This is a genomic window from Undibacterium sp. GW821-FHT07F11, assembly GCF_059418665.1.
The window spans coordinates 242,767-257,481 of record NZ_JBWKQH010000006.1 but is presented as its reverse complement, the minus strand read 5'-3'; the positions used below and the strand labels follow the sequence as shown (position 1 = coordinate 257,481).

Sequence of the window (14,715 nt, the reverse complement as noted above, 5' to 3'; positions counted from 1 at the left end):
ACGGGCCAACATGGAAAGCATGATGCCAGCGTCTACCGACATAGAGCCAGATGAAGTTCCATCTGCGCTGCTGGAATTGCAGCATGAAAATCAGACACTGCGTGCCCGGCTCGACAGCTTGCTTGAACTCGCCCATCGCAATCAAAGCATCATGGCGCGTCACCAGAGTTTCGATTTAAAGATCATCGGCGCAAACAGCTTTCGCGAACTCATCACGAATATTTTCAGTGCTCTTGCAATCACTTCGGAACTCGATGTCGTGTCGCTGGTATTGTTCGACAAATTTGGCGATCTGCAGCAGATGCTGTGCGACCTCAAGATCGATTTGAATGAATTTCCGCATCTGATTTTTTTTCGACATGAAGTTGAACTCAGCCAGCCGGAAACTGCCCTGCGCAAACCTCAGTTAGGTTTATACCAGAGCCTGGCATATTCATCTTACTTCAGCAGCTTCAATAAAAAACCGGCAAGTATCGCCATCATCCCCATGCGCAGGCAAGGCCGCCTGATAGGCTGCCTGAATCTGGGCAGCTTCAAGGCCGACCGTTTTCAGCCGAATATGGCGACTGATTTTATTGAACGCTTGGGTTCCATCATTGCGATCTGTCTGGAAAACGTCATCAACAATGAGCGCCTGACCTATATCGGTTTGACTGACCCCCTGACCAATGTCAGCAACCGCCGTTATGTAGAACAGCGCATGCTGGAAGAAATTGCCCGCGCACGCAGACAAAGATACAGCATCGCCTGCATGTATCTGGATATCGATTTTTTCAAGCAGATCAATGACCGTTACGGCCATCAGGGCGGTGATGATGTGCTGAAAGAAGTAGCAAAACGCATCAAGGATGAATTACGTCTCAGTGACACCCTGGGCCGTTTCGGTGGTGAAGAATTTGTGGTGGTGCTGGTCAACACCAATTTGCATGATGCGATACAAGTAGCAGAGCGTATACGCAAGAGTATCGAGGGCCAGGATTTTGTATTGAGTGAGGCTGGCACTTGCCAGGCCACGATATCGATAGGCCTGACGACCATTGATGAAAATACCAATTACGACGATGCCAGCAGCATTGCCCGTGATCTGGTGTTGCGTGCTGACCGTGCCTTATATCAGGCAAAAAATGGCGGGCGTAATCAGGTGCGTTGTTTTTAGGCCGGGCTTATGCTTACGCAGGCTTTTTGCCGGCCTGCAATTGCTCATACTTCGCGTTCAACTGTTCTGGGGTTTCGCGCCACTCAGGATTAAAAGGAATGCAACTGACCGGGCACACCTGCTGACATTGCGGCTCAGTGTAATGACCGACACATTCAGTACATTTATGCGGGTCAATCTCATAAATTTCCGGCCCCATGTAAATGGCGTCGTTGGGGCATTCGGGTTCGCAGACATCACAATTGATGCAATCGTCTGTAATCATCAGGGCCATGTTGTCACTTCACTTTCATGTGCTGCTTAGTTCAGTACGCACTGATTTCAGCGCATACGAATATATCTACTCTTGTATTTCAACTGTTTGTGTTTTCAGCCAGCAAAGCGACTTTCTTCTTTAGCCAGCGATCCACTGAAGGGAACACAAATTTTGACACATCGCCACCAAACATGGCGATCTCACGCACTATCGTACCTGAAATAAACTGATATTGATCAGAAGGTGTCAGGAACAGGGTTTCTACATCTGGCAACAGATAACGGTTCATGCCCGCCATCTGGAATTCATACTCAAAGTCAGACACGGCACGCAAGCCGCGCACGATGACACGCGCATCATTTTTGCGTACAAAGTCTTTTAGCAAACCAGAGAAACTCTCTACTTTGACATTCGGGTAATGTCCCAGCACTTCATTGGCAATTTCCAGGCGTTCATCCAGGGAGAAAAATGGATTCTTGCTTTTGCTATCCGCCACACCCACCACCAAAGTATCAAAAAGACCGGATGCGCGACGCACCAGATCTTCATGACCGCGTGTCAGCGGATCGAATGTTCCCGGATAAACGGCTGTGACCATCTTCACTCCCTTTTTTCGCAATCTGCATAAGGATATGCACCAAGTTGAGCAGGCATTATGCCTGATTTTCGTGCGCCTCATGCGGCAAAATGTTGCGTTGCAGTATATGGAAGTACACACTACCGGCTTTATCGGCACGGATAAGTTGCCATCCACTTAATAATTTAGCTAATTTTTCTTCTGTCGCTGCATCGCCTGAAGTTTCAGCCAGGGGAAACTCGGATTCAACATAAATACAGCCTTTCGGGCTCAGCAATTGCGCGCAAGCTGGCAAGATACGACCCAGCCAATCCTGCTCAAACGGAGGGTCAAGGAAGATCACATCCATTTTTTGTGACTGGTTTGCCATACTTTCAACTGCCTTGAGAGCATCGGCCCTGATCAGTTTGCATTGGCTGGCTTGCAGTTTGTCCCTGACTTGCTCCAGTTGCTTATAAGCAGGGGTATGCGCCTCCACCATGATGACTTGCGCTGCGCCGCGGCTGGCGGCTTCAAAACCCAGGGCACCGCTGCCAGCAAACAGATCCAGGCAATGCACGCCTGTCCAGTTATTGTGCAGCAAGTGATTGAGCCAGTTAAACAGGGTTTCTCTGACGCGGTCTGGCGTAGGACGCAAACCCTCGGCATCAACCACGCTGAGCAGGCTGCGTTTCCACACGCCGCCTATGATGCGGACCTGATGGTTTTGACGTTTTACTACCGACGTTTTTGCGGTCGCGTTTTTTGTTTTTTTATTACTATTTGTTTTCATTGCATGCTTGCTACGGCTAAATCAGTTTACGTTGCGCTGTCTGTTAAAATGGCAGCATTCTAATATCAGGGCTGGCTTATTTGCCGCCCGCACTCCCAAATATCCCGATGTTTAGTTTTTTCAAAAAGAAGCCCAAAGAAGAGGCGCCAGTTGTTGTGGCTGATCCTGCACCCGTTGTTACGGCACCAGCCAGTCCTGCACCTGCTGTTGCTACGCCTGCCATCGTTACCACGGTTACCGCTCCTGCGCCTGTGGCTGAAGTTAAGCCAGCGTTGGCAGATGTTGTAGCCCCTCAAGCACCAGAACCCGAGCAAAAACGCTCATGGTTAAGCCGCCTGAAAGCCGGGCTGGCTAAGACTTCCTCGAATCTTACCACCCTCTTCATCGGTGCCCGCATTGATGATGATTTGTATGAAGAGCTGGAAGCTGCCCTGCTGACCTCGGATGCAGGTGTGGAAGCTACCCAATTCCTGCTGGATGGATTAAAGAAAAGGGTCAAGGAAGAGAAGCTGACGGATGCCGAGCAAGTCAAGGCTGCCCTGAAAGTGTTGCTGCTGGAATTGCTGACCCCTTTACAAAAACCACTGGAACTGGGCCGTTATCAACCCTTGGTCATGATGATCACTGGTGTGAATGGTGCTGGCAAGACCACCACGATAGGCAAGCTGGCCAAGCACATGCAAAGCCATCAGCAATCCGTTTTACTCGCGGCGGGCGACACCTTCCGCGCAGCAGCACGTGAGCAACTGACGATCTGGGGCGAACGCAATAATGTCACCGTCATCGCACAGGAATCTGGCGACCCTGCCGCAGTGGCTTTTGATGCAGTCGCCTCTGCCCGCGCCCGTGGTACGGATGTAGTGATGGTGGATACAGCAGGCCGCCTGCCTACCCAGCTACATCTGATGGAAGAATTGAAGAAAATCAAACGCGTCATCGCCAAAGGCATGGACGGTGCGCCACAAGAAGTCTTGCTCATCATCGACGGTAACACTGGTCAGAATGCCCTGGCCCAGGTCAAAGCCTTTGATGATGCCCTGCAATTGACTGGTCTGGTCATCACAAAGCTTGATGGCACTGCCAAAGGTGGCGTGCTGGCAGCGATTGCCAAGAACCGCCCTGTGCCCGTCTATTTCATAGGCATAGGTGAACAGATTGAAGACTTGCAACCGTTTAATGCACAGGAATTTGTTGACGCGCTGTTCAGCTAAATGTGACTGAGAACAAGCACAACAGCCATTGATGAAGCTCAAAAAGACCATACGCGACCATGATTGAATTTGAACACGTCAGCAAACAATATTCGCAAGATGTCTATGCGCTCAAGGATGTTTCATTATCGATTGCCGCCGGTGAACTGATCTTTCTGGCTGGCCCCTCTGGTGCTGGCAAGTCCACCTTGCTAAAGATGATCGCTGGCATAGAAAAGCCAACAGCGGGTACAGTCAAAGTGAATGGTCAGGACATAGGCAAACTGAAAAACAGCAGCCTGCCTTATTTGCGCCGCAAGCTGGGCCTGATTTTGCAAGATCAAAAACTATTGACTGACCGCCATGTACTGGCCAATGTCATGCTACCCATCATCGTTACCGGTGCTTCCCATAGCGAAGCCGAAACCCGCGCCCGCATAGCGTTGGAAAAAGTTGGCTTGCCTGATAAAGCTTATTCTTTGCCGCTGGCTTTATCCGGTGGAGAACAACAGCGCGTGGCGATTGCCCGTGCCATCGTCAACCGGCCACAGATCATTCTGGCGGATGAACCTACCGCCTTTCTCGATCGCGACAATGCCAACAAGGTATTGGGTGCGCTCAAGGCTTTCCAGAGCGCGGGGGTCACCTGCATTATCTCCAGCCATGATGAACAATTTCTCGATCAGGCCAGCCGCGTGATTTATCTCAGCCAGGGTCAGGTAGTCAGTACCTGGAAATCCTCGCTCGCCGCCTGATCCTGCATGACAGAATAATAAGGATGAATTCATGACCAACTGGTTCCGTCAGCATTTGTTTGCCATCAAGAGTGCGTTTGCCCATTTACGCGGCAGCCCTGGCAATTTCTTGTTCAATGTACTGGTTGTTGCGATTGCGCTGGCCTTGCCCATCGCTGGCCTGACCCTGATAGAGAATATACGCCCGATCTCTTCGCAACTATCAATAGAGCCTGAAATCAGTATTTTCGTCAGCCCGGACACGCCAAGGGCAACTGCTACTGCCTTGTCGATACCCTTGAAGAAATTGCTGAAAGAGAAAAACATCACGGCAAACTTGAGCTTCATCCCCAAGGACAAGGCACTCGCCAGCCTGGAGCAGTCATCCAATCTGGCCGAAGTCTTATCCACCCTGGGCGGCAATCCCTTGCCGGATGCCTATGTCTTGTCCATGTCGAATAATGAGGCTGGCAAGATAGAGGCGCTGGTAGAAGAAATCAAACAAATGCCTGATGTCGATGTAGTGCAACTGGACTCGGCCTGGGTCAAGCGCCTGGCAGCACTGGTGCAGATCATGCAACTGGGTTTGTTATTCCTGGCTGCCACGCTGGGTGTGGTGGTGGTGGTCGTGGTGTTTAATGCAACCCGTCTGCAAGTCATTTCACACCGGGCTGAAATTGCCGTCTCACGCCTGTTGGGGGCCACCAATAGCTTTATCCACAAACCTTATTACTATACCGGCGCATTGCTTGGCTTATTGGCGGGTGGCCTGGCACTGGGCCTGATCGCTGCATCACTGCAGCCTTTGAACAAGGCTATTGCTGAATTTGCTAAATTATATGCCTCAGAATTCCACCTTGCTCCGTTGGGTATCGTACAGAGCGCCATTCTCCTGGCTGTTAGCATGTTGCTAGGATTGGTAGGCGTTTTTCTGTCAGTAAGAAGACAACTGGCACGTGCAAGTTAAATTAATAGCTGCCATTGCAAAATAAATCTGGTTTTGTTTCGTCTACATGATGTTAGCGGTGCCTGCGTCAACGAAGTTGGCCGGGCGCCTTGATTTGCAACAGCCTCTTACAATTTGCATCAACAGGATTGCAACTTTCAAGCCTGAGCCGTATCTAAGCAATATAAATGTTGTAAATGAATGCTAGTTTTTCAATAGATTTATTTGATGAAGTTCATAGAATCTGATTATTAGCACTCTTCTCAAGAGAGTGCTAATATAGGAACTTGAAAGTGCCAAAAGGAGTAATTGATACTCTTAAGGCAGCAATAAGGAGGAAAAATGGCAACTACATCGACACAATTGATCCCTGCAACTGACAGCACAGCATTGGCCCTGGGCTTCAGTGGTACGCTGGGTAATATTGATGCCTATATCTCTGCAGTCAATCGTCTGCCCATGCTCACGCATCAGGAAGAGATCGACTTCGCAAACAAATTACGTAATGACAATGACCTGGCTGCCGCGCAGCAACTGGTTATGTCGCATCTGCGTCTGGTAGTGTCCATCGCCCGTGGTTACCTCGGCTATGGCTTGCCACATGCTGACTTGATTCAAGAAGGCAATATTGGCCTGATGAAAGCCGTCAAACGTTTTGACCCTGACCAAGGCGTGCGTCTGGTGTCCTATGCCATGCACTGGATCAAGGCTGAAATGCATGAATACATTTTGAAAAACTGGCGCCTGGTTAAAGTAGCAACGACCAAAGCCCAGCGCAAATTGTTTTTTAACCTGCGCAGCCATAAAGAAGGTCTGGACGCGATGACACCCAAGCAAATTGATGCCCTGGCATCGACATTGGATGTCAAACGCGAAGAAGTCATCGAAATGGAAATGCGTTTGTCCGGTCATGATATTGCCCTGGATGCGCCGACGGATGATGACGATGAGAAATTTGCCCCTATCGCCTATCTGAAAACGGAATCCGACGAGCCTACCCGTGTTCTGGAAACACGTCAGTATGACCGTCTGCAAAGCGAAGGACTGGAATCTGCCTTGTCCAAGCTGGATGCACGTTCGCGCCACATCATAGAATCACGCTGGTTGAAAAATGATGATGGTACAGGTGCGACCCTGCACGAGCTGGCCGATGAATACGGTGTCTCTGCCGAACGCATACGCCAGATCGAAAGCGCAGCCTTGAAGAAAATGAAGGGCAGCCTCAGCAGTTTTGCTTGATCAGACATGCACTAGCAATGAAAAAGGCACTCGCAAGAGTGCCTTTTGTTTTATACGCCGGATTTATACGGCAGTTCAGAGCAAGCTGCTCAAACTTATTTCAATAATATCTTCAAATCATGCGCAACAGGTTCTGCCCCCTGACCATGGCGCAAGAATAAGCGTATGCGCCCCTGAGGATCAAATACATAACTGCCGGCAGTATGGTCTACGGTATAACTACCCGGGGTTTTACCCTCTACCTTTTGATAAAACACCTTGAATTCTTTGGCGACCCTGGCTGTTGCCGCTGCATCGCCATACAAACCAAGGAAACGCTTGTCGAAATTGGGTACATAGCTGGCCAATAAAGTCTGGGTATCACGCTCAGGATCAAGCGTTACGAACAGTACCTGCACCTTGTCGGCATCAGCACCAAGCAGCTTCATGACATTGGCCATTTCCACCATGGTGGTCGGACACACATCCGGGCATTGGGTATAGCCAAAAAAAATGACGACAGCCTTGCCCTTGAAGTCTGCCAGGGTGCGCGCCTTGCCATTGTGATCTGTCAGGGCAAAGTCTTTGGCGTAATCAAGACCTGTCAGATCCGTGTTATTGAATTTTTCCTGCGCGGGATTGCAAGCCACCAGGGTCAGCAAACTCAGCGCCATCAGCATACTGGTCACATGCTTCAGAATTTTCATAGCTTGATATAGTGATCAATCAACAAGGCTGCGAATAGCAGGGACAGGTAGATGATGGAATAGGCAAAAGTCTTGCGTGCCAGTATGTCATCATAATGCTTGTAAATACGCCATGCATACCAGAGGAAAATCAGGCCAAGGATGATCGCGCTGACCAGATAAATCAGGCCACTCATATGCACCGCATAAGGCAGCATGGTAGTGGCAAACAGGGCAATGGTGTATAGCCAGATGTGGAAACGGGTAAATTCCAGACCATGGGTAATCGGCAACATCGGCAAACCAGAACGCGCATAGTCATCACGCCTGTACATCGCCAGTGCCCAGAAATGCGGCGGTGTCCAGATGAAGATGATCAACACCAGCAACCAGGCCTGCATCGGTACATCGTTTGCCACGGCTGCCCAACCCAAGGCTGGCGGCATGGCACCGGACAAACCACCGATAACGATGTTTTGCGGTGTCGCCGGTTTCAGGATGATGGTGTAAATAACGGCATAGCCGACAAAGGTAATGAAAGTCAGCCACATGGTCAGGGGATTGACCATCGTGTACAAGATCCACATACCCATGCCACCGATGACACCTGAGAAAACCAGAGTCTGTGGCACGGTGATTTCACCCTGGGCAGTCGCACGGCGCGCAGTTCTTGCCATGCGCGAATCAATTTCTTTTTCTACAAGGCAATTTACTGCAAAAGCAGCACCAGCCAGCAGCCAGATACCCACGGTAGCGGCAACAACGACACGCCAGTCCGGCAAGTCTGGCGTCGCCAGGAACATGCCGATGACGGCACAAAATACGGCAAGCTGGGTAACACGGGGCTTGGTCAAAGCCCAGTACTGAGCCAGGCGGTTGGAGGGCAAACTTAAAGTGGTCATGATCTATCTTTGGCAGCGGCAAGGCTCACATGCCTTATGCGGTAGTTTAACATGGTCAGCAAGAGCACGAGCATGGCGGCCATCCCATTATGCAAAACTGCCAGCAGCAAAGGCCAGGAAAAGAATACGGTAGAAACACCGATGATGAATTGGGCAAGAATCGCGAGCAAGAGATTGCGCCCCAGCTTTTCCAGCCCTGCAATCTTGCGTGCCCTGAGAGCAGTCCAGAGGCAGACAGCAACTACCAGCAGGGCAAAATTCCTGTGTACCCAGTGTATGGCAACCAGGGCATTGAAGGGCAGGTAATCACCACTCATGGTCTGACCTAGCTGACGCCAGAGACTGAAGCCATGCTCAAAGTCCATTGCCGGTATGGCTTGCCCATTGCACATGGGGTAATCATGGCAAGCCAGGGCAGCATAGTTAGTACTCACCCATCCACCCAGGGCGATTTGTACAAACACCAGTAATAAGGCCAGGCTGGCAGGCCATAGCATGCGCCTGCCATCTGAGGCACCAATGCTGGCGCTAACCAGGGATGAACTTTGCTGCTCCAGGCTGGCACTGAGCAGCGCCAGTAAGCCCATGCCCAGTATCAAGTGAGTGGTCACTATGACAGGTTGCAGCTTCAGAGTGACCGTCCAGGCACCGAAAGCGCCTTGCAGGCAGACAAAGAACAGCAAGAAGGTCGCCAGCCAGGGGCTGGACTCGAGTTGACGACGGCGCGCCCAGGCGATGCCCATCTGGGCAATGATCAGTATGCCCACACTCATGGCCAGATAGCGGTGCACCATTTCTATCCAGGCTTTTTGCAAAGTGACAGGACCGGTAGGCATGGCAATTTCAGCCGCCTTGATAGCCGCATGGGATTGCAAGGGATTGGCCTGGCCATAGCAACCCGGCCAGTCCGGGCAGCCGAGGCCAGAATCTGTCAGGCGAGTGAATGCGCCGAACATGATAAGTTCAAAGGTCAGCGTCACGGTCACCGCAATGAGCTTGCGGAATTTATTCTTTTCTTTGGATAAGAAAACCATAGCCGCCGGGATCACCGCGACCATGAGAGCTGTCAATGCAATCTGCAACCACATGATTCTTTTTTAACCTATCGCTGACGCACGCAATAACTTGCTGAGGTCTTTTTTAATTTTGTTGGGATCTGCATTTTTTTGATAACGCATCATCAGATTACCGCGTGGATCTATCAGGTAAATATGGTCGCTGATCTGGGTATCACTTTCAGTCGGCAACCAGGCTTTGAGGGCGGCAGCATCGACCTTGAGCATGCGCGCACCGTCATGCTGGCGTATCAGCATGGTATCGATAGGTGCATCATCAGTAATCAGCCAGACGCGCTCTATCCTGTCCATCTCCTTGCCCTGGGCAGTACGTAACTGGCGTATGTCATACATTCTTTTTTGGCAGGCATCGGCGCAGGCACCGCTATCCACCTGCACCATCAGCCACTTGCCTGCATAGGCTTCCAGGCCAATGACAGGATCTGTCGCGGCAGCACCCAGCAAGTGCCCAGCCAGTTTAGGCATGGGGTAATTGCGTGGATCAAGAATAGTGCCGTAATTGGTACGGCCACTGGGCTTGATGACATAGTAGGCCAGATAGGAAAAAATCATCGGGGCGGCACAAACAGCCAGCACCATCAATAATTTCCAGCGACCACGCGACTTTTTCTTTTCAGTTTTTTCCACGACGAAATCCAGTAACAACAAAAAATAAGAAGGCCATCAAGGCCAGTGCATACCATTGAAAGGCATAGCCTCTGTGCTTGTCGGCACCAGCCGAAGGCATGGGCCATTCACGCAAGAGACCATCGCCCTGCGCGGAAGTTTGTTCCAGCGTTTGCTCAAGTACAAAGGGATAAAAATCCCAGCGCGTTTGTTTTGCCAATGCTTCCACATCAATGTTCTGCAAGAGACTGCCCGGTTTGACAGCTTCGGCCTGACCGAGTTGCATGACGCGGTCCAGCTTGTCCCTGAGCATGCCTTCCAACACAACTTGACCACCTGGTGCCGGTACATCTGGCATATGCATGCGGTCACGTGCATCACGCGGATGCCAGCCACGTGCGATCAAAATATACTTGCTGCTATCAGCCAGCTTGAAAGGCATCAGCACATACAAACCCGCTTTACCCTGCAAGGGGCGATTATCCAGATACAGGGGCCATTCACGTATGAATTGCCCGCTGACTTGCAACTTGCGAAATGCCTGCAACTGATCAGGCGGCGTCTTCTCATTCAATACCAGGGCTGGCAAATGCTGGCGTTCAGCCATTTGCGCCGCCAGGCTTTCTTTTTCTTGCGCCCTGTGCGTCTGCCATTGCGCCAGAGAGATACCCAGGCTGACCAGCAGCAGGCAGGCAATAAACGGGATCAGGCGGAAGCGGAAGGAAATAGGCATTCAGGTATTAAGGTATTACAATGCAGGAGTCGATCAATCAAAAGCACCAACAATAGCTCAGTATGAAAATTCTTGTCGCCATCGCTTTTTTCCTCATCCTGTTCAGCCTGGGATCAGCCCTGGTTTATCTGATGAAAGACAAGGGAAAAAGCAATCGCACGGTCAAAGCACTGGCATTCCGGGTCGGGTTTTCCATCACCCTGTTTTTGCTGATCTTGCTGGCCAATCACTTTGGCCTGATACAGCCTACCGGCATCAGGTAATTTTGCGTTTACTGTCGCTTAAGCGCCAGTATCGTTCGCTGCTCAAGCACTTTCATATATGTAAAAAAGCCGCACTAACTGTGCGGCTTTTTTTACGCTACTGAAGCTTGCTTACAGCCAGTAGACAACAACGTACAGACCCAGCCAGACCACGTCAACAAAGTGCCAATACCAGGCAGCGCCTTCGAATGCGAAGTGATGCTCAGGTGTGAAATGGCCTTTCATGACACGGTACAGAACGACGGACAACATGATCGCACCCATGGTCACGTGGAAACCGTGGAAACCGGTCAGCATGAAGAAAGTGGAACCATAGATACCGGAAGTCAGTTTCAGGTTCAGTTCGCTATAGGCATGCATGTATTCATAAGCCTGGAAGCCCATGAACACGGCACCCAGCAATACAGTAGCAAACAACCAGAATGCTGTCTTGGCACGATGGCCTTCACGCAAAGCGTGGTGAGCAATCGTCAGCGTCACACCGGAAGTCAGCAACAAGGCAGTATTGATCGTAGGGATAGGGAAAGGTCCCATGGTTTTGAAGGCTTCGACTGTACCAGCTGGGCCTACATTACCCCAATTGGCAGCAAAATCAGGCCACAAGACTTTGTGATCCAGATCAGCCAGCCAGGGCATACTGATGGTACGTGCATAGAACAATGCGCCAAAGAAGGCTGCAAAGAACATGACTTCAGAGAAAATGAACCAGCTCATGCTCCAGCGGAAGGAGACGTCGATACGGGCACTGTATTTGCCGCCTTCGGATTCAGCAATCGCTTCACCAAACCAGTTATACAAAACTACCAGGGTCAGGATGATACCTGCAAAATTCAGGTAAGAACCCCAGGCCAGACCATTCACCCAGGCAGAAGCACCTATCATGGTCAACAATAAGGTGGTGCCACCGAGGACTGGCCATTTGGATGGGCCAGGCACAAAATAATATGGCGCATTAGCGTGTTGAGAACTCATTTCCATCTCCCGATGCAATTTAATGTACTACTTGAATTGTTATTTCGCGACTACATGTTTGACTATCATGATCAGCACTGCAATGAAGATCAGCGCACCTATGATGCCGGCAATAATCACGTGAACAGGATTCAACTGTGCTGCATCCTGCTCATAATCATTTTTCTTGCGTATTCCCAAAAACGACCAGAATACGGCTTTCATTGTTGCCACAAACGAAGCCTTACGCTTGCTTGCTTCTTTTAAATCCGTCATAGCTTGCCCTGTCCTTCTCCAACCTGGGCAGCGCCTGCCTGCGGCTTCATGCCTACTTCAAAAAACGTATAAGACAAAGTAATTGTCTTGACATCCTTTGGCAAGGCCGGGTCCAGATAAAACACCACTGGCATTTGCCGCGCTTCATTCGGGCCCAGGGTCTGCTGCTTGAAACAGAAGCATTCCATCTTTTTGAAGTAATTGGCAGCCTGTTGAGGTGCGTAGCTGGGTATCGCCTGCGCATCCATTTTGTAAGACTGCTTGTTAACTACTTCATAAACGATCTGTGTCATTTCACCGGGGTGCACTTTCATGCTCGCCACGGTAGGACGAAAACGCCACGGGCCTTGTGTGTTTGCATCAAACTCAACCGTCACTTCACGGCTTCTGTCGATTTGGGAATTGGATATTTCTTTTACTGAAATATCCTTGGGCGTCAAAATATTCACCCCCGTCAATTCACAAATCTGTTTGTAGATGGGCACCAAAGCGTAACCAAATCCAAACATCAGAACCGCAATCACCAGCAACTTGCCCAGCATCTTTGCATTCAGCTTGTTCTTGCCAGCAACGCAGGATTCCTCTTGCAACATGAAGCTATCCTATCAGCGTAACCAGGTTTGCTTGATGAAGACACCGGCAAAAAACACCAGCGCCACAGAAAACAGAATGATGGCTGTTCGCAAGTTATTCGGTTTTTTTTGATTACTCATTTTTTGTCTTGCTCCGGAAAAACCGGAGCAAGCCTAAGCCGTACTACATTATTTGAATTCTGGCGGTTCTTCAAAAGTGTGGAAAGGCGCAGGGCTAGGCACTGTCCATTCCAGACCTTCAGCACCATCCCATGGTTTTGCTGCTGCTGGTATACCGCCTTTGATGGACGGGATGACCACAGCCAGGATGAAGTACACCTGCATCAAACCAAAACCAAACGCACCAATCGTTGCCAGCTGATTGAAATCAGTGAACTGTGCAGGGTAGTCGGCATAGCGACGTGGCATACCGGCCAGACCCAGGAAGTGCATAGGGAAGAAGGTCACGTTGAACAAAATCAGCGAACCCCAGAAGTGGATCTTGCCACGTGTTTCGTTGTACATGAAACCTGTCCATTTTGGACCCCAGTAGTAGTAACCGGCGAACAAGGCAAACAGGGAACCCGCCACCAATACATAGTGGAAGTGGGCAACCACGTAGTAAGTATCCTGCAACTGGATATCAATCGGTGTCACCGCCAGGATCAAACCTGTGAAACCACCCATGGTGAACACGAAGATAAAGCCGACAGCGAACAACATAGGCGTCTCGAAAGTCATCGAGCCTTTCCACATAGTCGCTACCCAGTTAAACACTTTCACGCCGGTAGGTACCGAGATCAGCATGGTCGCATACATGAAGAACAACTGTGCCGTCACTGGCATACCGGTTGTAAACATGTGATGTGCCCAAACGATGAAGGACAGGATAGCGATGGATGCTGTTGCGTATACCATCGACGCATAGCCAAACAAAGGCTTGCGGGCAAATGCAGGAACGATCTGGGAAACGATACCGAAGGCTGGCAAAATCATGATGTACACCTCTGGATGTCCGAAGAACCAGAAAATGTGTTGGTACATGACCGGATCACCACCGCCTGCAGCATTGAAGAAGGATGTACCAAAATGACGGTCAGTCAGGGTCATGGTGATCGCACCGGCCAGAACTGGCATCACAGCGATCAGCAGGTAGGCAGTAATCAACCAGGTCCAGCAGAACATCGGCATCTTCATCAAGGTCATGCCAGGAGCGCGCATGTTCAGGATGGTGGTGATGATATTGATGGAACCCATGATGGAAGACGCACCCATGATGTGGACGGCGAAAATCGCCATATCCATACCTGGTCCCATTTGTGTGGACAATGGTGCATACAGAGTCCAGCCAGCAGCAGTCGCGCCACCTGGTACCCAGAAAGAACCCATCAGCAGGATAGCTGCAGGAGGCATGAGCCAGAACGAGAAGTTGTTCATACGGGCAAATGCCATATCGGACGCGCCGATTTGCAGAGGGATCATCCAGTTGGCAAAGCCAACGAAAGCCGGCATGATTGCGCCAAAAACCATGACCAGACCATGCATGGTGGTCAACTGGTTAAAGAACTCCGGTTGCATGAGTTGCAGGCCAGGCTGGAACAATTCACTGCGGATACCGAGGGCCATGACGCCACCGGCCAGCAACATCGTGAAGGCGAACCACAGATACAGACTACCGATATCTTTATGGTTGGTTGCAAACAACCAGCGCTGCCAACCGTGTGGATGGTCATGCGCGTGGTCGTGAGAGTGATCGTGAGCGTGATCAGCTGTAGTAGTGCTCATCTTTTCTCCTGTTCTT

The 14,715-nt window shown here is 50.4% G+C and carries 19 protein-coding genes; 6 read left to right on the top strand and 13 right to left on the bottom strand.

Translation table 11 applies throughout. From position 1 onward, the window contains the following. Positions 1 to 19 precede the first annotated feature (19 nt). Complete coding sequence (locus AC07OI_RS16890) at positions 20 to 1,156, top strand: DUF484 family protein (RefSeq protein WP_495258006.1); 1,137 nt, start codon at positions 20 to 22, stop codon at positions 1,154 to 1,156. A gap of 13 nt (positions 1,157 to 1,169) precedes the next feature. Here AC07OI_RS16890 and AC07OI_RS16885 read toward each other — a convergent pair whose 3' ends face one another. From AC07OI_RS16885 to rsmD, 3 genes are all read right to left on the bottom strand, one after another. After that, entirely contained in the window at positions 1,170 to 1,430 is a 261-nt protein-coding gene (locus AC07OI_RS16885) for a YfhL family 4Fe-4S dicluster ferredoxin (protein ID WP_492704854.1), read from the bottom strand. 79 nt (positions 1,431 to 1,509) lie between these two features. Beyond that, on the bottom strand, positions 1,510 to 2,010 hold the full coding sequence (coaD, locus tag AC07OI_RS16880; protein WP_495258005.1) for a pantetheine-phosphate adenylyltransferase: 501 nt from the start codon (positions 2,008 to 2,010) through the stop codon (positions 1,510 to 1,512). Between the two features lie 55 nt (positions 2,011 to 2,065). Then, positions 2,066 to 2,761 (bottom strand): 16S rRNA (guanine(966)-N(2))-methyltransferase RsmD, encoded by a 696-nt coding sequence (rsmD, locus tag AC07OI_RS16875; protein WP_492704852.1) that lies wholly within the window; start codon positions 2,759 to 2,761, stop codon positions 2,066 to 2,068. Between the two features lie 107 nt (positions 2,762 to 2,868). Between rsmD and ftsY the strand changes: the two genes are divergently transcribed. The 4 genes from ftsY (at position 2,869) to rpoH (ending at position 6,870) form a co-directional block, all read left to right on the top strand. Further along, on the top strand, positions 2,869 to 3,972 hold the full coding sequence (gene ftsY, locus AC07OI_RS16870) for a signal recognition particle-docking protein FtsY (protein WP_495258004.1): 1,104 nt from the start codon (positions 2,869 to 2,871) through the stop codon (positions 3,970 to 3,972). A 59-nt stretch (positions 3,973 to 4,031) separates the two neighbouring features. Further along, positions 4,032 to 4,706: a cell division ATP-binding protein FtsE gene (locus AC07OI_RS16865; RefSeq protein ID WP_492704848.1), complete on the top strand. Its 675-nt coding sequence runs from the start codon at positions 4,032 to 4,034 to the stop codon at positions 4,704 to 4,706. A gap of 31 nt (positions 4,707 to 4,737) precedes the next feature. Then, positions 4,738 to 5,652 (top strand): cell division protein FtsX, encoded by a 915-nt coding sequence (locus AC07OI_RS16860; protein ID WP_492704846.1) that lies wholly within the window; start codon positions 4,738 to 4,740, stop codon positions 5,650 to 5,652. A 321-nt stretch (positions 5,653 to 5,973) separates the two neighbouring features. Next, on the top strand, positions 5,974 to 6,870 hold the full coding sequence (gene rpoH, locus AC07OI_RS16855) for an RNA polymerase sigma factor RpoH (RefSeq protein ID WP_110256444.1): 897 nt from the start codon (positions 5,974 to 5,976) through the stop codon (positions 6,868 to 6,870). 95 nt (positions 6,871 to 6,965) lie between these two features. Here rpoH and AC07OI_RS16850 read toward each other — a convergent pair whose 3' ends face one another. Genes AC07OI_RS16850 through AC07OI_RS16830 form a run of 5 tightly spaced genes read right to left on the bottom strand, consistent with a single transcriptional unit; the run spans position 6,966 to position 10,852 of the window. Beyond that, positions 6,966 to 7,529: an SCO family protein gene (locus tag AC07OI_RS16850; RefSeq protein WP_492705051.1), complete on the bottom strand. Its 564-nt coding sequence runs from the start codon at positions 7,527 to 7,529 to the stop codon at positions 6,966 to 6,968. Positions 7,530 to 7,552: 23 nt separating this feature from the next. Beyond that, positions 7,553 to 8,437 carry a heme o synthase gene (gene cyoE, locus AC07OI_RS16845; protein WP_495258003.1) on the bottom strand — a complete coding sequence of 295 codons (885 nt, stop codon included), beginning with the start codon at positions 8,435 to 8,437 and terminating at the stop codon, positions 7,553 to 7,555. Beyond that, entirely contained in the window at positions 8,434 to 9,525 is a 1,092-nt protein-coding gene (locus AC07OI_RS16840; RefSeq protein WP_495258002.1) for a COX15/CtaA family protein, read from the bottom strand. The genes cyoE and AC07OI_RS16840 overlap by 4 nt, the downstream gene beginning before the upstream one ends. A 9-nt stretch (positions 9,526 to 9,534) precedes the next feature. Continuing rightward, positions 9,535 to 10,140, bottom strand: coding sequence for an SCO family protein (locus tag AC07OI_RS16835; protein WP_495258001.1), 606 nt, complete (start codon positions 10,138 to 10,140; stop codon positions 9,535 to 9,537). Next, a complete protein-coding gene (locus AC07OI_RS16830; protein WP_492704841.1) occupies positions 10,127 to 10,852 on the bottom strand; it encodes an SURF1 family protein in 726 nt (241 codons plus the stop codon). The genes AC07OI_RS16835 and AC07OI_RS16830 overlap by 14 nt, the downstream gene beginning before the upstream one ends. Before the next feature lie 62 nt (positions 10,853 to 10,914). On the opposite strand from AC07OI_RS16830, the gene AC07OI_RS16825 reads away from it, so the two are divergent. Then, positions 10,915 to 11,115, top strand: coding sequence for a twin transmembrane helix small protein (locus AC07OI_RS16825; protein WP_110256438.1), 201 nt, complete (start codon positions 10,915 to 10,917; stop codon positions 11,113 to 11,115). Between the two features lie 111 nt (positions 11,116 to 11,226). On the opposite strand, the gene AC07OI_RS16820 is transcribed toward AC07OI_RS16825, so the two are convergent. The 5 genes from AC07OI_RS16820 to ctaD are packed head-to-tail and all read right to left on the bottom strand — an operon-like array spanning position 11,227 to position 14,699. Then, positions 11,227 to 12,087, bottom strand: a complete 861-nt coding sequence (locus AC07OI_RS16820) for a cytochrome c oxidase subunit 3 (protein ID WP_492704840.1) — start codon at positions 12,085 to 12,087, stop codon at positions 11,227 to 11,229. 39 nt (positions 12,088 to 12,126) lie between these two features. After that, the gene (locus AC07OI_RS16815; protein WP_423005363.1) at positions 12,127 to 12,342 is read right to left on the bottom strand and encodes a DUF2970 domain-containing protein; all 216 of its coding nucleotides are present in this window, start codon (positions 12,340 to 12,342) and stop codon (positions 12,127 to 12,129) included. After that, a complete protein-coding gene (locus AC07OI_RS16810) occupies positions 12,339 to 12,935 on the bottom strand; it encodes a cytochrome c oxidase assembly protein (RefSeq protein ID WP_495258000.1) in 597 nt (198 codons plus the stop codon). Before AC07OI_RS16810 ends, AC07OI_RS16815 begins: the two co-directional genes overlap by 4 nt. 12 nt (positions 12,936 to 12,947) lie before the next feature. Then, entirely contained in the window at positions 12,948 to 13,055 is a 108-nt protein-coding gene (locus AC07OI_RS16805; protein ID WP_492704837.1) for a cytochrome oxidase small assembly protein, read from the bottom strand. Between the two features lie 48 nt (positions 13,056 to 13,103). Continuing rightward, positions 13,104 to 14,699 (bottom strand): cytochrome c oxidase subunit I, encoded by a 1,596-nt coding sequence (gene ctaD / locus AC07OI_RS16800; protein WP_492704835.1) that lies wholly within the window; start codon positions 14,697 to 14,699, stop codon positions 13,104 to 13,106. Positions 14,700 to 14,715 lie beyond the last annotated feature (16 nt).